Annotated in this window: 12 protein-coding genes; 4 read left to right on the top strand and 8 right to left on the bottom strand. The window is 74.4% G+C overall.

Going from position 1 to position 14,211, the window contains the following annotated elements; translation table 11 throughout:
• Window positions 1-18: 18 nt before the first annotated feature.
• The 3 genes from BMZ33_RS09265 to BMZ33_RS09255 all read right to left on the bottom strand — a co-directional run bounded on the left by BMZ33_RS09265 (window position 19) and on the right by BMZ33_RS09255 (window position 3,272).
• Complete coding sequence (locus BMZ33_RS09265; protein ID WP_091109257.1) at window positions 19-996, bottom strand: hypothetical protein; 978 nt, start codon at window positions 994-996, stop codon at window positions 19-21.
• A complete protein-coding gene (locus BMZ33_RS09260) occupies window positions 993-1,616 on the bottom strand; it encodes an RNA polymerase sigma factor (RefSeq protein ID WP_091109256.1) in 624 nt (207 codons plus the stop codon). The genes BMZ33_RS09265 and BMZ33_RS09260 overlap by 4 nt, the downstream gene beginning before the upstream one ends.
• A gap of 87 nt (window positions 1,617-1,703) precedes the next feature.
• On the bottom strand, window positions 1,704-3,272 hold the full coding sequence (locus tag BMZ33_RS09255) for a cryptochrome/photolyase family protein (RefSeq protein WP_091109255.1): 1,569 nt from the start codon (window positions 3,270-3,272) through the stop codon (window positions 1,704-1,706).
• A 108-nt stretch (window positions 3,273-3,380) separates the two neighbouring features.
• On the opposite strand from BMZ33_RS09255, the gene BMZ33_RS09250 reads away from it, so the two are divergent.
• The 3 genes from BMZ33_RS09250 to disA all read left to right on the top strand — a co-directional run bounded on the left by BMZ33_RS09250 (window position 3,381) and on the right by disA (window position 6,683).
• A complete protein-coding gene (locus BMZ33_RS09250) occupies window positions 3,381-4,073 on the top strand; it encodes a copper chaperone PCu(A)C domain-containing protein (protein WP_091109254.1) in 693 nt (230 codons plus the stop codon).
• Window positions 4,074-4,130: 57 nt separating this feature from the next.
• On the top strand, window positions 4,131-5,504 hold the full coding sequence (gene radA, locus BMZ33_RS09245; RefSeq protein ID WP_091109253.1) for a DNA repair protein RadA: 1,374 nt from the start codon (window positions 4,131-4,133) through the stop codon (window positions 5,502-5,504).
• Between the two features lie 90 nt (window positions 5,505-5,594).
• Window positions 5,595-6,683: a DNA integrity scanning diadenylate cyclase DisA gene (gene disA, locus BMZ33_RS09240; protein WP_091109252.1), complete on the top strand. Its 1,089-nt coding sequence runs from the start codon at window positions 5,595-5,597 to the stop codon at window positions 6,681-6,683.
• Window positions 6,684-6,747: 64 nt separating this feature from the next.
• On the opposite strand, the gene BMZ33_RS09235 is transcribed toward disA, so the two are convergent.
• Window positions 6,748-7,425: a MucR family transcriptional regulator gene (locus tag BMZ33_RS09235; RefSeq protein ID WP_091109251.1), complete on the bottom strand. Its 678-nt coding sequence runs from the start codon at window positions 7,423-7,425 to the stop codon at window positions 6,748-6,750.
• Window positions 7,426-7,502: 77 nt separating this feature from the next.
• On the opposite strand from BMZ33_RS09235, the gene BMZ33_RS09230 reads away from it, so the two are divergent.
• Window positions 7,503-8,390 (top strand): HhH-GPD family protein, encoded by an 888-nt coding sequence (locus tag BMZ33_RS09230; protein ID WP_091109250.1) that lies wholly within the window; start codon window positions 7,503-7,505, stop codon window positions 8,388-8,390.
• Window positions 8,391-8,451: 61 nt separating this feature from the next.
• On the opposite strand, the gene BMZ33_RS09225 is transcribed toward BMZ33_RS09230, so the two are convergent.
• The 4 genes from BMZ33_RS09225 to BMZ33_RS09210 all read right to left on the bottom strand — a co-directional run bounded on the left by BMZ33_RS09225 (window position 8,452) and on the right by BMZ33_RS09210 (window position 14,209).
• A complete protein-coding gene (locus tag BMZ33_RS09225) occupies window positions 8,452-10,995 on the bottom strand; it encodes an ATP-dependent Clp protease ATP-binding subunit (protein WP_091109249.1) in 2,544 nt (847 codons plus the stop codon).
• Between the two features lie 345 nt (window positions 10,996-11,340).
• On the bottom strand, window positions 11,341-11,694 hold the full coding sequence (locus tag BMZ33_RS09220; protein WP_091109248.1) for a histone-like nucleoid-structuring protein Lsr2: 354 nt from the start codon (window positions 11,692-11,694) through the stop codon (window positions 11,341-11,343).
• Between the two features lie 168 nt (window positions 11,695-11,862).
• On the bottom strand, window positions 11,863-13,365 hold the full coding sequence (gene lysS / locus BMZ33_RS09215; protein ID WP_091109247.1) for a lysine--tRNA ligase: 1,503 nt from the start codon (window positions 13,363-13,365) through the stop codon (window positions 11,863-11,865).
• A 49-nt stretch (window positions 13,366-13,414) separates the two neighbouring features.
• On the bottom strand, window positions 13,415-14,209 hold the full coding sequence (locus BMZ33_RS09210; RefSeq protein ID WP_091109246.1) for a type III pantothenate kinase: 795 nt from the start codon (window positions 14,207-14,209) through the stop codon (window positions 13,415-13,417).
• Window positions 14,210-14,211 lie beyond the last annotated feature (2 nt).

Below are 14,211 nucleotides of genomic sequence, written 5' to 3'. Positions count from 1 at the left end.
GCGCGGCCCCGCCCTGGCTCACTTGCGGCCGTTGCCGCCACCGTTCCCGTTGCCACCGCCGTTGCCGTGGCCGTGGCCGTGGCCGTTGCCGTTCCCGCTGGTCGCGGCGGGCGCGGGGGCCGGAGCCGGGGCGGGTGCGGCCTCCTCGGTCACCGGCTGCGGGGCGGGGGCGGGCTGCACGGGCGCCGGCTGCGCCGGGGTCGCGCCGCGGGCGGCCTCGCGCTCGGTGCGGCGGTCCTCGTTGCGCTGGTGCGCGGCCTCGCTGACGGCCTGGCCGGTCGACCAGCCGTTGCGCGCGCCCTCGCTCACCCAGTCACCGAAGGACTGGCCGGGCCGGGGCCCCTGAGTCCACGCTGCGGCCGCGGCGGCGTCGTCCGGGGTCGGGGTGGTCCGGTCCTCGGTGGCCGGGTCCTCGCCGTCCGTCGACTCCCCGCCGTCGGTCGGTTCCCCGGCGCCCGGGTCGGTGGGCTCCGTGATCAGCTCCGTCGGCTCCGTGATGGGCTCGGTCGGCTCCGTGGTCGGCTCGGTGGGCTCCTCGCCGGTGGGCACGGTGGGCTCCTGCCCGGTCGTGTCGTCGACCGGGGCGACCGAGCCGTCCTCGGACTGGACGACGGTGTCCTCCGAGCCCGCGAGGGTGACGGTGGTGGCCGTACCGGTCAGGGCGAGGGCGACGGCGCCGGTGGCGGCGGCGCACTTGGCGGCGACGCCGGCGGCGGCGAGCTTGGCGGTGAGGGTGCTGAGGATCATGCGGGGTCTCTTCCGTGAGGCCCGGGCGGGGTGCCCGGTCGTCCGCGTGGACGGTTCCGACTGGTCGGTGAGCAGACCGGTGGCCAGCAGCTCGGCCAGGGCCGCGGAGGGCCGCCCGGGGGCGGCGGCACCGGCCCGGACCGCGTCGGTGAACGCGGTCAGGTGCGCGGCACCCTCGGGCACGGGCCGGCCGGCGAGGCAGGCCGCGAAGGCCTCCTCGTCGGTCCGGACGTCGGCTGGCGTGGTCATCTCGCTCCCGTCATCGCCGGGCGGGCCGGGAAGGGTGCGCGCACCGCCACAGCCGTCTCACCCGTCCGGGGGGTCCCGGCCGGTTCGAGGCGGGCGCGCAGGGTCCGCAGCCCGCGCCGCTGCAGGGCCTTGACCGCGCCGGTCGAGCGGCCCATCACGGTCGCCACCTGCTCGACGGTGAGGTCGGCGAGCACCCGCAGCAGCAGCACCGAGCGCTGGTCCGCGGGCAGGTCCGCGCACATCCGGTGCACGGCCTCGGTGCCCAGCCGGACCAGGACGTCGTCCTCCACGTCGCCGCCGGGCGTCTCGGCCAGCGCGTCGCCGGCGTCGTCGGCCGGCTGCGGACGGCGGCTGCGCCGGCGCCACTCGTCGACCAGCCGCCGGTGGGCGATGGTGAACACCCACGAGCGCAGCGCGGCCTCGTCGCCGGAGAAGCCGCCGAGGCCCCGGAACACCGCGAGGAACGTCTCGCTGGCCAGGTCGTCGGCGTCCGCGGCGCCGTGCAGCCGCAGGTAGCCGGTCACCGCCGGGGAGAGGTCCCGGTAGAGGACCTCGAAGGCCCACGCGGCGCCCGCCCGGGCCGCCGCGAGGACGTCGTCGAACGCCGGTCCCGTCGCCATGCGCACCTCCTGCCGTTCCTCCTGTGCGGAGGAGGCATCGGCAGGCGCGGGCCGGAACTGGACCCCTGTCCCCCGGTCAGGGGGCGGTCAGGGCGGGCTGGTGCCGCGGGCGGCCTCCTGCTCGACGACCTCCGGGAGGCCCTTGAGCCGGTCGAGACCCTGCAGCGGGCGGCGCATCCGCTGGTTGCCGGCCAGCCGCTCGCGGTTGCGCTCGAGGAAGGCCCAGTAGCCGGCGGTGTAGGGGCAGGCGTCCTCGCCCAGGCGCTGCCGGGGGTCGTAGGGGCAGCCGCCGCAGTAGTCGCTCATCCGGTCGATGTAGGCGCCGCCGGCCGCGTAGGGCTTGGTGGCCAGCGCCCCGCCGTCGCCGTGCTGGCTCATGCCGACGACGTTGGCGACCATCACCCAGTCGTAGCCGTCGACGAAGGTGCGGTGGAACCAGTCGGTCATCGCCAGCGGGTCGATGCCGCGCTGCAGCGCGTAGTTGCCCAGCACCATCAGCCGCGGGATGTGGTGCACCCAGCCGTCGCGCCGCAGGTCGCCGAGCACGCCGGACAGGCACGCGGCGTCGACGGCGGAGTCGTCGAGGTCGGCCAGCCACTGCGGCACCGGCTCGGTCGCGCGCAGGAAGTTGGCGTGCCGGTAGTGCCGGCCGAAGTGCCAGTAGGTGTGCCAGATGTAGTCGCGCCAGCCCATGACCTGCCGGACGAAGCCCTCGACGCTGTTGAGCGGCAGCGGGTCGCCGTCGGCGGCGCGGGCCCGGGCGACGCCCTCGGCGGCCTGCACCACCTCCAGCGGGTCCAGCAGGCCGAGGTTCATCGCCGGCGACAGCAGCGAGTGGGCCAGCCAGCGCTCGCCGGCGAGCATCGCGTCCTCGTGCGGGCCGAAGACGCCCAGCCGCTGGGTGAGGAAGTCGTGCAGCCGGGTGAGCGCCTCCTCGCGGGTCACCGGGAACAGCCGCGGGCCGTCGTCACCGACGAAGGCGACCTCGCCGTCGGCCTCCCAGCGGTCGAGGTCGGCGCGCACCTGCTCGTCGATCTCGTCCTCGGCCGGCCACCACGGCTCCGGGGCCGGCGAACGACCGTCGCGCGGTGCGGGCTCGCGGTTCTCCTGGTCGTAGTTCCACCGTCCGCCCAGCGGCTCGACGCCGTCCATCAGGACGCCGAGCCGGCGGCGGGCGTCGCGGTAGAAGTCCTCCATCAGCAGCCGGCGGCCCCCGCGGCCCTCCGCCCAGCGGGCGAACTCGTCCTGGCTGCTGACGAACCCGCGCGCGGCGAGCACCTGCAGGTCGCGGCGGCGCAGCACGTAGTCGCGGCTGCTCCAGGTGGTCGGCGCACAGACGCTCAGCGGCTCGTCGTAGCGGTCGAGGGCCTCGGCGTAGGTGGTGACCTGGTGCAGGTGCGCCTGCTCGCCGAGCTCGGCGGCCCGGTGGCGCAGCGCCGAGAGCACCAGGTGGGCCTTCTGCCGGTGGAAGCGGCGGCGGGCGAAGACGGCCTTCGACTCGACGAGCAGCACCGGCTGGCCGGGGCAGTCGAGGAAGTGCGGGCCGAGCTGGTCGGCGAACAGCCAGCGGCGGGTGCCCGGCGACCGCTCGGGGAAGTCCGCCAGCGCCGGGTCGCGCCCCTCCGCGCCGGCGCCGCCCGTTCCCGGTCGCTCCATCCGCCTCACCTCCCGGCGGACATGGTGGGTCGACCGTTAGGCTCGGCGCGACTCGGGCCACCGATCCCTCCGGTGGCCGGCACGTGTTCCCGCTGGAGGTCGACCGCTGTGAACCGCGCGAAGCGCGCCGCCGTGATGGGTGCCCTCGTGATCGCCCCGGTCGCCCTCGGTGCCTGCAGCGCCGGGCAGGTGTCCCAGACCGGCACGCAGGACCGCGACAAGGTCGGCCCCCAGGCGCAGGTCGAGGACATCCTGCTGCGCCAGGTGCTGCTCGCCTACCCCGAGGAGGGGCAGTACGAGGAGGGCGACGACGCCGAGCTGATCGTCACGATCATCAACGCCTCGAACGCCGACGACACGCTCACCGACATCGAGGGCGAGGGCTTCAGCGGCCTGCAGGTGGCCGCCACCGGCCCCACGCCCTCGCCGTCCTCCCCCGCGGGCAACCAGCCCACGGCCACGCCGACCCCGGGCACGACCGGCGCCACCCCGGCCGCACCGCCGACCGCCGCCACGCCCACCAGTGCCTCCCCGACGGCGAGCTCCCAGCTGTCGCTGGACATCCCTGCCGACACCGCCCTCTACATCGGGCGGGAGGACGGTGCGACGGTGACGCTGCAGGACCTCGCCGAGCCGCTCACCCCCGGGCAGAACCTGACGCTGACCTTCACCTTTGAGCAGGCCGGCGAGATCACCGTGCAGGTGCTCGTGGCGGGGCCCGAGGAGGAGCTCGAGCGCGGCGAGCCCTTCCACTTCGACACCGAGGAGGAGTCGGACGAGCCCAACACCGAGGCGGAGTGACGCAGGGTCCCCTGCCTCCTCCCCGGGAGTGTCAGTAGCCGCACCTACCGTGGCGGCATGCCCCCGTCCGGAGTGAAGGCCGCTCGTCCCGCCCACCGCTGCACCGAGTGCGGCTACGCCTCGGCGAAGTGGGTCGGCCGCTGCCCCGAGTGCCAGGCCTGGGGCACCCTGCAGGAGGCCGGCCCGCCGGCCGCCGCGCTCCGCTCGGTCGCGGCCGGCCCGGTCACCGCCCCCGCCCGGCCGATCGGCCAGGTCGAGCTGACCGGCGCGCGCGCCGTCCCCACCGGCATCCCCGAGTTCGACCGGGTGCTCGGCGGCGGACTGGTGCCCGGCGCGGTGGTCCTGGTCGCCGGCGAGCCCGGGGTGGGCAAGTCCACGCTGCTGCTCGAGGTCGCCCACCGGGTCGCGGCGGGCAACGGGCCGACGCTGGTGGTGTCCGGGGAGGAGTCCGCGGCCCAGGTGCGGCTGCGCGCCGAGCGGATCGGCGCCCTGCACGACCGGCTCTACCTCGCCGCGGAGACCGAGCTGTCGGCGGTGCTGGCCCACGTCGAGCAGGTGGCCCCGTCGCTGCTGGTCCTCGACAGCGTGCAGACCGTCCGCTCCCCCGCCGTCGACGGCACCGACGGCGGCGCCACCCAGGTGCGGGCGGTGGCCACCGCGCTCACCGCCGTCGCCAAGTCGCGCGGGATGACCACCATCCTGGTCGGGCACGTCACCAAGGACGGCGCGATCGCCGGCCCGCGGTCGCTGGAGCACCTCGTCGACGTCGTCGTCTCCTTCGACGGCGAGCGGCACTCCACGCTGCGCCTGGTGCGGGCCACCAAGAACCGCTTCGGCCCCGCCGACGAGATCGGCTGCTTCGAGATCGGCGACGGCGGCGTGGTCGGCGTCCCCGACCCCTCGCACCTGTTCGTCTCCCGGCGCACCGCCGCGGTGCCGGGCAGCTGCGTCACCGTGACCATGGAGGGCAGCCGGCCGCTGCTGGCCGAGGTCCAGGCGCTGGTGGCCACCAGCGCCGGCGGCGGCTCCCCGCGGCGGGCGGTCAGCGGCCTGGACTCCCAGCGGGTGGCCATGGTCAACGCCGTCGTCGAGCGGCGGGGCGGCGTGCGGCTGGCCGACGCCGACGTCTTCGCCGCCTCCGTCGGCGGGGTGAGGATCGCCGAGCCCGCGGCCGACCTGGCGCTGGCGCTGGCCATCGCCTCGGCGTCCCGGGACACGCCCCTGCCCGAGGGGATGGTCGCGCTCGGCGAGGTCGGGCTGTCCGGCGAGATCCGGCGGGTCGGCGGCACCGGCCGGCGGCTGGCCGAGGCCGCCCGGCAGGGCTACCGGCTGGCGCTGGTGCCGCCCGACGCCGGCCCCGCCCCGAAGGGCATCCGGCTGATGGAGGTGCCCGACCTCGGCGCGGCGCTGTCCTCGCTGTTCCCCGGGTGAGCCGGCCGGCCCCCGCACCCCGCTGGCGACCGGCCGGACGGCGTGCCACGTAGACTCGGCCGCCGGACCACGTCGACGTCAGGAGCGCCCGTGCCGCCCGCTGTGGACTCCGAGGTCGCCCTCCGGGAGCTCCTCGGCCGCATCGCCCCCGGGACGGCGCTGCGCGACGGTCTGGAGCGGATCCTGGCCGGGCGCACCGGTGCCCTGATCGCGCTCGGCTACGACCGGGTCGTGGAGTCCATCTGCACAGGCGGGTTCGCCCTCGACGTCGCGCTCTCGGCCACCCGGCTGCGGGAGCTGGCCAAGATGGACGGCGCGGTCATCCTGTCCTCCGACGGGCTGCGCATCGTGCGCGCCGGCGTGCACCTGATGCCCGACCCGACGGTCCCCACCGAGGAGTCGGGCACCCGGCACCGCACCGCCGAGCGGGTGGCCGTGCAGACCGGCTTCCCGGTCATCTCGGTCAGCCAGTCCATGCACATCATCAGCGTCTACGTCGCCGGCCGGCGCTACACCCTCGAGCACCCGACGACGATCCTCGCGCGCGCCAACCAGGCGCTGGCCGCGCTGGAGCGCTACAAGCTGCGCCTCGACGAGGTGGCCAGCACCCTGTCGGCGCTGGAGATCGAGGACCTGGTCACCGTCCGCGACGCGATGAGCGTCAGCCAGCGGCTGGAGATGGTGCGCCGGATCGCCGACGAGATCGAGGGCTTCGTCGTCGAGCTGGGCACCGACGGCCGGCTGCTGGCCCTGCAGCTCGACGAGATGCTGGCCGGGGTCGAGGAGGACCGCGCGCTGCTGGTCCGCGACTACCTGCCGGGCGGGGGCGGACGGCGGCCGCGCAGCATCGACCAGGTGCTCACCGACCTGCGGGCGCTGTCGGCCACCGAGCTGCTCGACCTCTCCGCCGTCTCCCGCTGCTACGGGCTGCCCACCTCGGCCGAGGCCCTCGACTCCCCCGTCAGCCCCCGCGGTTACCGGCTGCTGGCGCGCGTGCCCCGGCTGCCGTCCGGGATCATCGACCGGCTGGTCGACCACTTCGGCGGCCTGCAGAAGCTGCTGGCGGCCACCATCGAGGACCTGCTGGCCGTCGAGGGCGTCGGCGAGGCCCGCGCCCGCGGCATCCGCGAGGGCCTCTCCCGGCTGGCCGAGACCTCGATCCTCGACCGCTACAGCTGAAGAAGGACCCCCTTGCCCCCCACCCCTCGCTGACGCTCGGGGCGGGCCCCTGCAAGGGGGCCGGCTACACCACCTGGAGCGCCGCGTCGGGGCTGGTCTCGGTGTCCAGCCGGGCGCGCAGCACGTACTCCCCCGGTCCGACCGGCACGCGCTCCGCGGTGCACGTCGGCTCGCTGGTCAGCCCGCCCCAGGTGAGCGGGAAGACCACCTGCTCGCCGGGCGCCAGGGTGCGGGTGTCGTCGCTCTGCTCGGGGAAGCAGTCGTTGCTGCCCCACAGCCGCGCACCGGCCGCGTCGAGCAGCACGATCTCCTGCAGTTCCTGGTCCAGCACGCGCGTGCAGGGCACGGCCGAGGTGTTGGTGACGACGAGCTCGAGGACCGGCTGGGATCCCGCGGGCACCGAGCCGGGGGTGCGGACCTCGAGGGCGATGACGTCGTCACTGCACGGCGCACCGGCCTCCTGCGCCGGGGTCGACGGCGCGGCCGGCTCCGGGGCGGCACTGGGCGGCGGCGTGGGGGTGCGCACGCTGGCCAGCGAGGGGACGACGCGGTCGAGGGCGGGCGGCTGCGCGGCGGTGGTCGTGGCCGTCGCCTCGGCGGCCGCGGCGTCGCCGTCCGACCCGCCCAGCAGGGCCACGCCGAGCCACCCGCCCCCGCCGAGGACGGCGAGCAGGAGCACCAGCACCAGGAGCCGCCGTCGCCAGTAGACGGCGGCCGGCAGGGGCCCGACCGGGTGCAGCACGGACAGGACCGTAGTCGGCGGCCGGCGCCCCCTCCTCCGCGGCACGCCGCGGCGCCGGGCAGGCACACTGGACCCTCGTGGACGACCCCGCCGTGCCGGCCTCCGGGATCGGGGACACCCTGGTCGACTGGTACGACACCGCCGCGCGCGACCTGCCGTGGCGGCGGCCCGGGGTGGACCCGTGGGCGGTGCTGGTCAGCGAGGTGATGCTGCAGCAGACACCGGTGGCCCGCGTCGAGCCGGTCTGGCACGCCTGGGTGGCCCGGTGGCCCACGCCGGCCGACCTGGCCGCGGCCTCGCCGGCGGAGGTGATCCGCGCGTGGGGCAAGCTCGGCTACCCGCGCCGGGCGCTGCGGCTCCGGGAGACCGCCGTCGCACTCGTGGAGCGGCACGGGGGCGCCGTCCCCGCCGACGTGGCGGCCCTGGAGGCGCTGCCGGGCATCGGCACCTACACCGCTCGGGCGGTGGCCTGCTTCGGCCACGGCCGGCCGCAGCCGGTGGTGGACACCAACGTGCGCCGGGTGGTGGCCCGGCTCGTGCACGGCCGTGCGGAGGCCGGGACCGCCCGCGCCGCCGACCTCGCCGACGTCGCGGCGCTGGCGCCGGCCGACCGGGACCGCGCGGTGCGCTTCTCGGTGGCGGCCATGGAGCTGGGGGCGCTGGTGTGCGTGGCCCGGACGCCGCGCTGCGCGGTGTGCCCGGTGCGCGACCGCTGCGCCTGGCGGCTGGCGGGGAGCCCCGCCGCCGACGGGCCACCCCGGCGGGTGCAGCGCTTCGCCGGGACCGACCGCCAGGTGCGCGGCCGGCTGCTCGACGTCCTGCGGGGCGCCGAGGGCCCGGTGCCGGCCTCCGCCCTCGACGACGCCTGGGGCGAGGCCGTCCAGCGCGGCCGCTGCCTGGACTCGCTGCTGGCCGACGGACTGGTCGAGCAGACCGCGGACGGCCGGTTCGCCCTCCCCGCCTGAACGCGGCGAGGGCCGCCCCCGCGGTGCGGGAGACGGCCCTCGTCGGTGGTGCGGTGTGGGACTACTTCTTCTCCAGGGACGTGGTGCCGCCCTGGCCGTCCTCGTCGTCGCCCACGGTGAGGGCGACCGGCGGGGTGTCGGGCAGGTCGATCGGCTTGGCCTCGCCGCGGAAGGTGAAGGTCGCGGTCGGACCCTCGCCCTCGACGTCCACCACGATGATCTGACCGGCGGTCAGCTCCCCGTAGAGGATCTTCTCCGACAGCGCGTCCTCGATCTCGCGCTGGATGGTCCGGCGCAGCGGCCGGGCACCCAGCACCGGGTCGAACCCGCGGTGCGCCAGGAGCTTCTTGGCGTCCTGCGTGATCTCCAGCGACATGTCCTTGTTCGCCAGCTGGCCCTCGACGCGGGCGACCATGAGGTCGACGATCTCGATGATCTCGTCCTCGGTCAGCTGGTGGAACACGACGATGTCGTCGATGCGGTTGAGGAACTCCGGCCGGAAGTGCTGCTTGAGCTCCTCGTTGACCTTGAGCTTCATCCGCTCGTAGTTCGACTGGGTGTCGTTGCCGACCTGGAAGCCCAGACCCACGGCCTTGGAGATGTCCCGCGTCCCGAGGTTGGTCGTGAGGATCAGGATCGTGTTCTTGAAGTCCACGATCCGGCCCTGACCGTCGGTGAGCCGGCCGTCCTCCAGCACCTGCAGCAGCGTGTTGAACACGTCCGCGTGCGCCTTCTCGATCTCGTCGAAGAGGACCACCGAGAACGGCTTGCGCCGCACCTTCTCGGTCAGCTGGCCACCCTCGTCGTAACCGACGTAGCCGGGAGGGGCACCGACGAGCCGCGACACGGTGAACCGGTCGTGGAACTCGCCCATGTCGATCTGGATGAGGGCGTCGTCCTCGCCGAAGAGGAACTGCGCGAGCGCCTTGGCGAGCTCGGTCTTACCGACACCGGAGGGGCCGGCGAAGATGAACGAGCCACCGGGGCGACGCGGGTCCTTGAGGCCCGCGCGGGTGCGCCGGATCGCCTGGCTGACGCTCTTGATGGCCTCTTCCTGGCCGATGATGCGCTTGTGGAGCTCGTCCTCCATGCGCAGCAGCCGGGTCGTCTCCTCCTCGGTGAGCTTGAAGACGGGGATGCCGGTCCAGTTGGCCAGCACCTCGGCGATCTGCTCGTCGTCGACCTCGGCGACGACGTCCATGTCGCCGGCCTTCCACGCCTTCTCGCGCTCGGCCTTCTCGCCCAGGAGCTGCTTCTCCTTGTCGCGCAGCGACGCGGCCTTCTCGAAGTCCTGCGCGTCGATCGCCGACTCCTTCTCGCGACGGATGGTCGCGATCCGGTCGTCGAACTCGCGCAGGTCCGGCGGCGCGGTCATCCGCTTGATCCGCATCCGGGCACCGGCCTCGTCGATCAGGTCGATCGCCTTGTCGGGCAGGAAGCGGTCGGAGATGTAGCGGTCGGCCAGCGTCGCGGCGGCGACCAGGGCGCCGTCGGTGATGCTGATCCGGTGGTGGGCCTCGTAGCGGTCGCGCAGGCCCTTGAGGATCTCGATGGTGTGCTGCAGCGTCGGCTCGCCGACCTGGATGGGCTGGAAGCGGCGCTCGAGGGCGGCGTCCTTCTCCAGGTGCTTGCGGTACTCGTCGAGCGTGGTGGCGCCGATGGTCTGCAGCTCACCGCGGGCCAGCATCGGCTTGAGGATGCTGGCGGCGTCGATCGCGCCCTCGGCGGCACCGGCACCGACGAGGGTGTGGATCTCGTCGATGAACAGGATGATGTCGCCGCGGGTGCGGATCTCCTTGAGGACCTTCTTCAGGCGCTCCTCGAAGTCACCGCGGTAGCGCGACCCGGCGACGAGCGCGCCGAGGTCGAGGGTGTAGAGCTGCTTGTCCTTCAGCGTCTCGGGCACCTCGCCCTTGACGATCGCCTGGGCCAGGCCCTCGACGACGGCGGTCTTGCCGACGCCGGGCTCGCCGATGAGGACGGGGTTGTTCTTGGTCCGCCGCGAGAGGACCTGCATGACCCGCTCGATCTCCTTGGCCCGCCCGATGACCGGGTCGAGCTTGGAGTCGCGGGCGGCCTGGGTCAGGTTGCGGCCGAACTGGTCGAGGACCAGGGAGGTCGACGGCGTGCCCTCCGAGGGGCCACCGGCCGCGGCCGGCTCCTTGCCCTGGTAGCCCGACAGCAGCTGGATGACCTGCTGGCGGACGCGGTTGAGGTCGGCACCCAGCTTCACCAGGACCTGGGCGGCGACGCCCTCGCCCTCGCGGATGAGGCCGAGCAGGATGTGCTCGGTGCCGATGTAGTTGTGGCCGAGCTGCAGCGCCTCGCGCAGCGAGAGCTCCAGCACCTTCTTCGCCCGCGGCGTGAAGGGGATGTGGCCGGAGGGAGCCTGCTGGCCCTGGCCGATGATCTCCTCGACCTGCTGGCGGACACCCTCGAGCGAGATGCCCAGGGACTCGAGCGCCTTGGCCGCGACACCCTCACCCTCGTGGATCAGGCCCAGGAGGATGTGCTCGGTGCCGATGTAGTTGTGGTTGAGCATCCGGGCCTCTTCCTGGGCCAGGACGACCACCCGACGGGCTCGGTCGGTGAACCGTTCGAACATCTGCTGATCTCCTCTGACCGGCTGGTCCGGCACTGTCCTCCCCAGGAGCGGGGAGGAGCACCCGACGTCCGTCGGCGCGCTGGGGCACCGGTCTTTCCACTGTAGTCACGGACCACGCCGTCCCGTCGGTGGCGACCGGCGGTGCGGTGGGTGGCTGTCCTGGTCAACCGATGGTGCCCGGACGGTGTTCCGGACCGGTTACGCCGACAGCGGACGGCGCGGTGCCCGGGGACGCCGGTGGCCCGGCCCCTCGGGGGGGCCGGACCACCGGTGACGTGCCGGAACGGCCCCCTCGCAGGGCCCACCCCGAGCGGAGCGAGGCGTGGGGGGCGAGGGGGTCCTGCTTCAGTGAGCGGCCTCGTAGGCGTCGACGACGCTGGCCGGGATGCGGCCCCGGTCGCTGACGTTGTGGCCGTTCTTGCGGGCCCAGTCGCGGATCGCGCCGGCCTGCTCGCGGTCCATCCGGCCACCGCCGCCGGTGGCCCGGGAACGGCCCGAACCCGAGGCGCGGCCGCCGCCGCGGCCGACCTTGCGCGCGGCCTGGACGTACCGGGAGAAGGTGTCGCGCAGTTCCTTGGCGTTCTTCTCCGACAGGTCGATCTCGTAGCTCGTGCCGTCGAGGGAGAAGCTCACCGTCTCGTCGGCGGGGAGGTCCTCGTCGAGGTCGTCACTGAGGATGACCTGCACCTTGCGCGCCATTGTCGCTGTTCCTCGCACTCTCCGGCATCGCGCCGGTATCGGATTGTCGTCCGCCTGCTCCGGACTCTGCGGCCATTCGACCACACATTCGGCCGGACGCACCAATCACGTGGAGTGACCCGCCCATTCCGGGGGAGAGAATCGCGGCGATTGCACGAACAGCGCGTTTCAGGGGAGTGGCCGCACCAATGGGAACAGGATCGTCTCCCGGATTCCCAGACCGGTGAGCGTCATCATCAGCCGGTCGATGCCCATGCCGACCCCACCGCACGGCGGCATCCCGTACTCGAGTGCCTCGAGGAAGTCCTCGTCGAGCACCATCGCCTCGGGGTCGCCGGCCGCCGCCAGCAGCGCCTGCTGGGTGAACCGCTCGCGCTGCACGACCGGGTCGACCAGCTCGGAGTAGCCGGTGCCCCGCTCGATGCCGCCGATGTAGAGGTCCCACTTCTCGGCCAGGCCGGGCGTCGTGCGGTGAGCGCGGGTCAGCGGCGAGGTGTCGACCGGGTAGTCGACGACGAACGTCGGGGCCTGCAGCGAGTGCTGCACCAGCGCCTCGAACAGCTCCTCGACCACCTTGCCGGGCAGCCACGCCGGGTCGACGCCGACGTCGTGCCGCTCGGCCAGACCGCGCAGGTGCTCGACCGGCGTCTCCGGGGTGACCTGCTCGCCGACGGCGTCGGAGACCAGCGAGTAGAGCGGCACCTGCGGCCACTCCCCCGACAGGTCGACCTCGGTGCCGTCGTGGTGGCGGGCGGTGTGGTCGCCGAACAGCGCCGCGCAGCACTCCTGGACCAGTTCCCGGGTGGTGCGCGCGACGTCGGAGTAGTCGGCCCAGGCCTCGTAGAACTCGAGCATCGCGAACTCCGGCGAGTGCGAGCTGTCGGCGCCCTCGTTGCGGAAGTTGCGGTTGATCTCGAAGACCCGCTCCAGGCCGCCGACGATGCAGCGCTTGAGGAACAGCTCCGGGGCGATGCGCAGGTAGAGGTCGAGGTCGAAGGCGTTCATGTGGGTGCGGAACGGCCGGGCCGCCGCACCCCCGTGCACGGTCTGCAGCATCGGCGTCTCGACCTCGAGGAAGCCGCGGCCGGTCAGGCCGGCGCGCAGCGCGGCCACCACCTGCGCGCGTTGCCGGACGGTGCGGCGGGCCTCGTCGCGCACGATGAGGTCGACGTAGCGGCGGCGGACCCGCAGCTCCTCGCTCATCGGCTTGTGCGCCACCGGCAGCGGCCGCAGCGCCTTGGCCGCCAGCTGCCAGGAGTCGGCGAACACCGAGAGCTCGCCGCGCCGCGACGTCCCGACCTCACCCTCGACGACGACGTGGTCACCGAGGTCGACGTCGGCCTTCCAGGCGTCCAGCGCGTCGGCGCCCACGCGGTCGCGGGAGAGCATGACCTGCAGCTCGGCGTCGCCCTCGCGCAGCGTCGCGAAGCAGAGCTTCCCGGTGTTGCGGCTGAAGATCACCCGGCCGGTGACGCCCACGCGCTCGCCGGTCGTGGTGTCCGGCTCGAGGTCGGGGAACCGCTCCCGGACGTCGGCCAGCGACGTCGTCCGCGGGACCGTGACCGGGTAGGGGTCGACGCCGGCCTCGCGCAGCCGGTCGAGCTTGCCGCGGCGGACCCGCAGCTGTTCGGGGAGCTCGTCGTCCGGCTGGCCGGGAGGTTCGTCGGTCACGGCGCCCGAGCCTACGGCCGTGGGCCGCGCCACCTCCCCCGGACGGTGGTCAGCGGCGGCCGCCGGCCTGGTGGCGCTCGAAGGCCAGCCGCAGCCCGTGCACGGTGAGGTCGGGCTCGCGCTCCCCGATCGACCGGCAGCTGTCGGCGACCAACGGCGCCAGCCCCCCGGTGGCGACGACGACCGGGGCCGCGCCGAACTGGCCCACCAGCTCGGCGGCGATGCGGGCGACCAGCCCGTCGACCAGGCCGGCGAAGCCGAGCACCAGCCCCGACTGCAGCGCCGCGACGGTGTTCTTGCCGATCGCCTGGGGCGGGACGGTCAGCTCCACCGAGCGCAGCTGGGCGGCGCGGCTGGCCAGTGCCTCCAGGCTGACCTCCACCCCGGGGGCCAGCGCGCCGCCGAGGAACTGCCCCTCGGGGCCGACGGCGTCGACGTTGGTGGAGGTGCCGAAGTCGACCACCACGACCGGCCGGCCGCGGCCGTCGGGCCAGCGGCCGAACAGCTCGTGCGCGGCCAGCGCGGTGACCACCCGGTCGGCGCCGACCTCGCGCGGGTTGTCCACGTGCAGCGGCACGCCGGTGCGCACGCCGGGGCCGATGAGCACGACCGGCACCTCGAGGGAGTCCAGCAGCCGGCGCAGCGCGGGCAGCAGCGCGGGCACCGTCGAGCAGGCCGAGACGCCGGTGACCTCGCTGTCGCGCAGCAGCCCGCGCCAGAGCATCCGCAGCTCGTCCGAGGTGGCCCGCGCGTGCGTGGTCACCCGCCAGCACCCGACCCGCCGGGCGCCGTCGAAGGTGGCCAGCACGGTCTGGCTGTTGCCGACGTCGACGGTGAGCAGCACGC

The sequence above is a fragment of the Geodermatophilus dictyosporus genome (genome assembly GCF_900115505.1).
GTDB lineage: Bacteria > Actinomycetota > Actinomycetes > Mycobacteriales > Geodermatophilaceae > Geodermatophilus > Geodermatophilus dictyosporus.
This window is presented reverse-complemented; position numbering and strand designations above follow the sequence as displayed.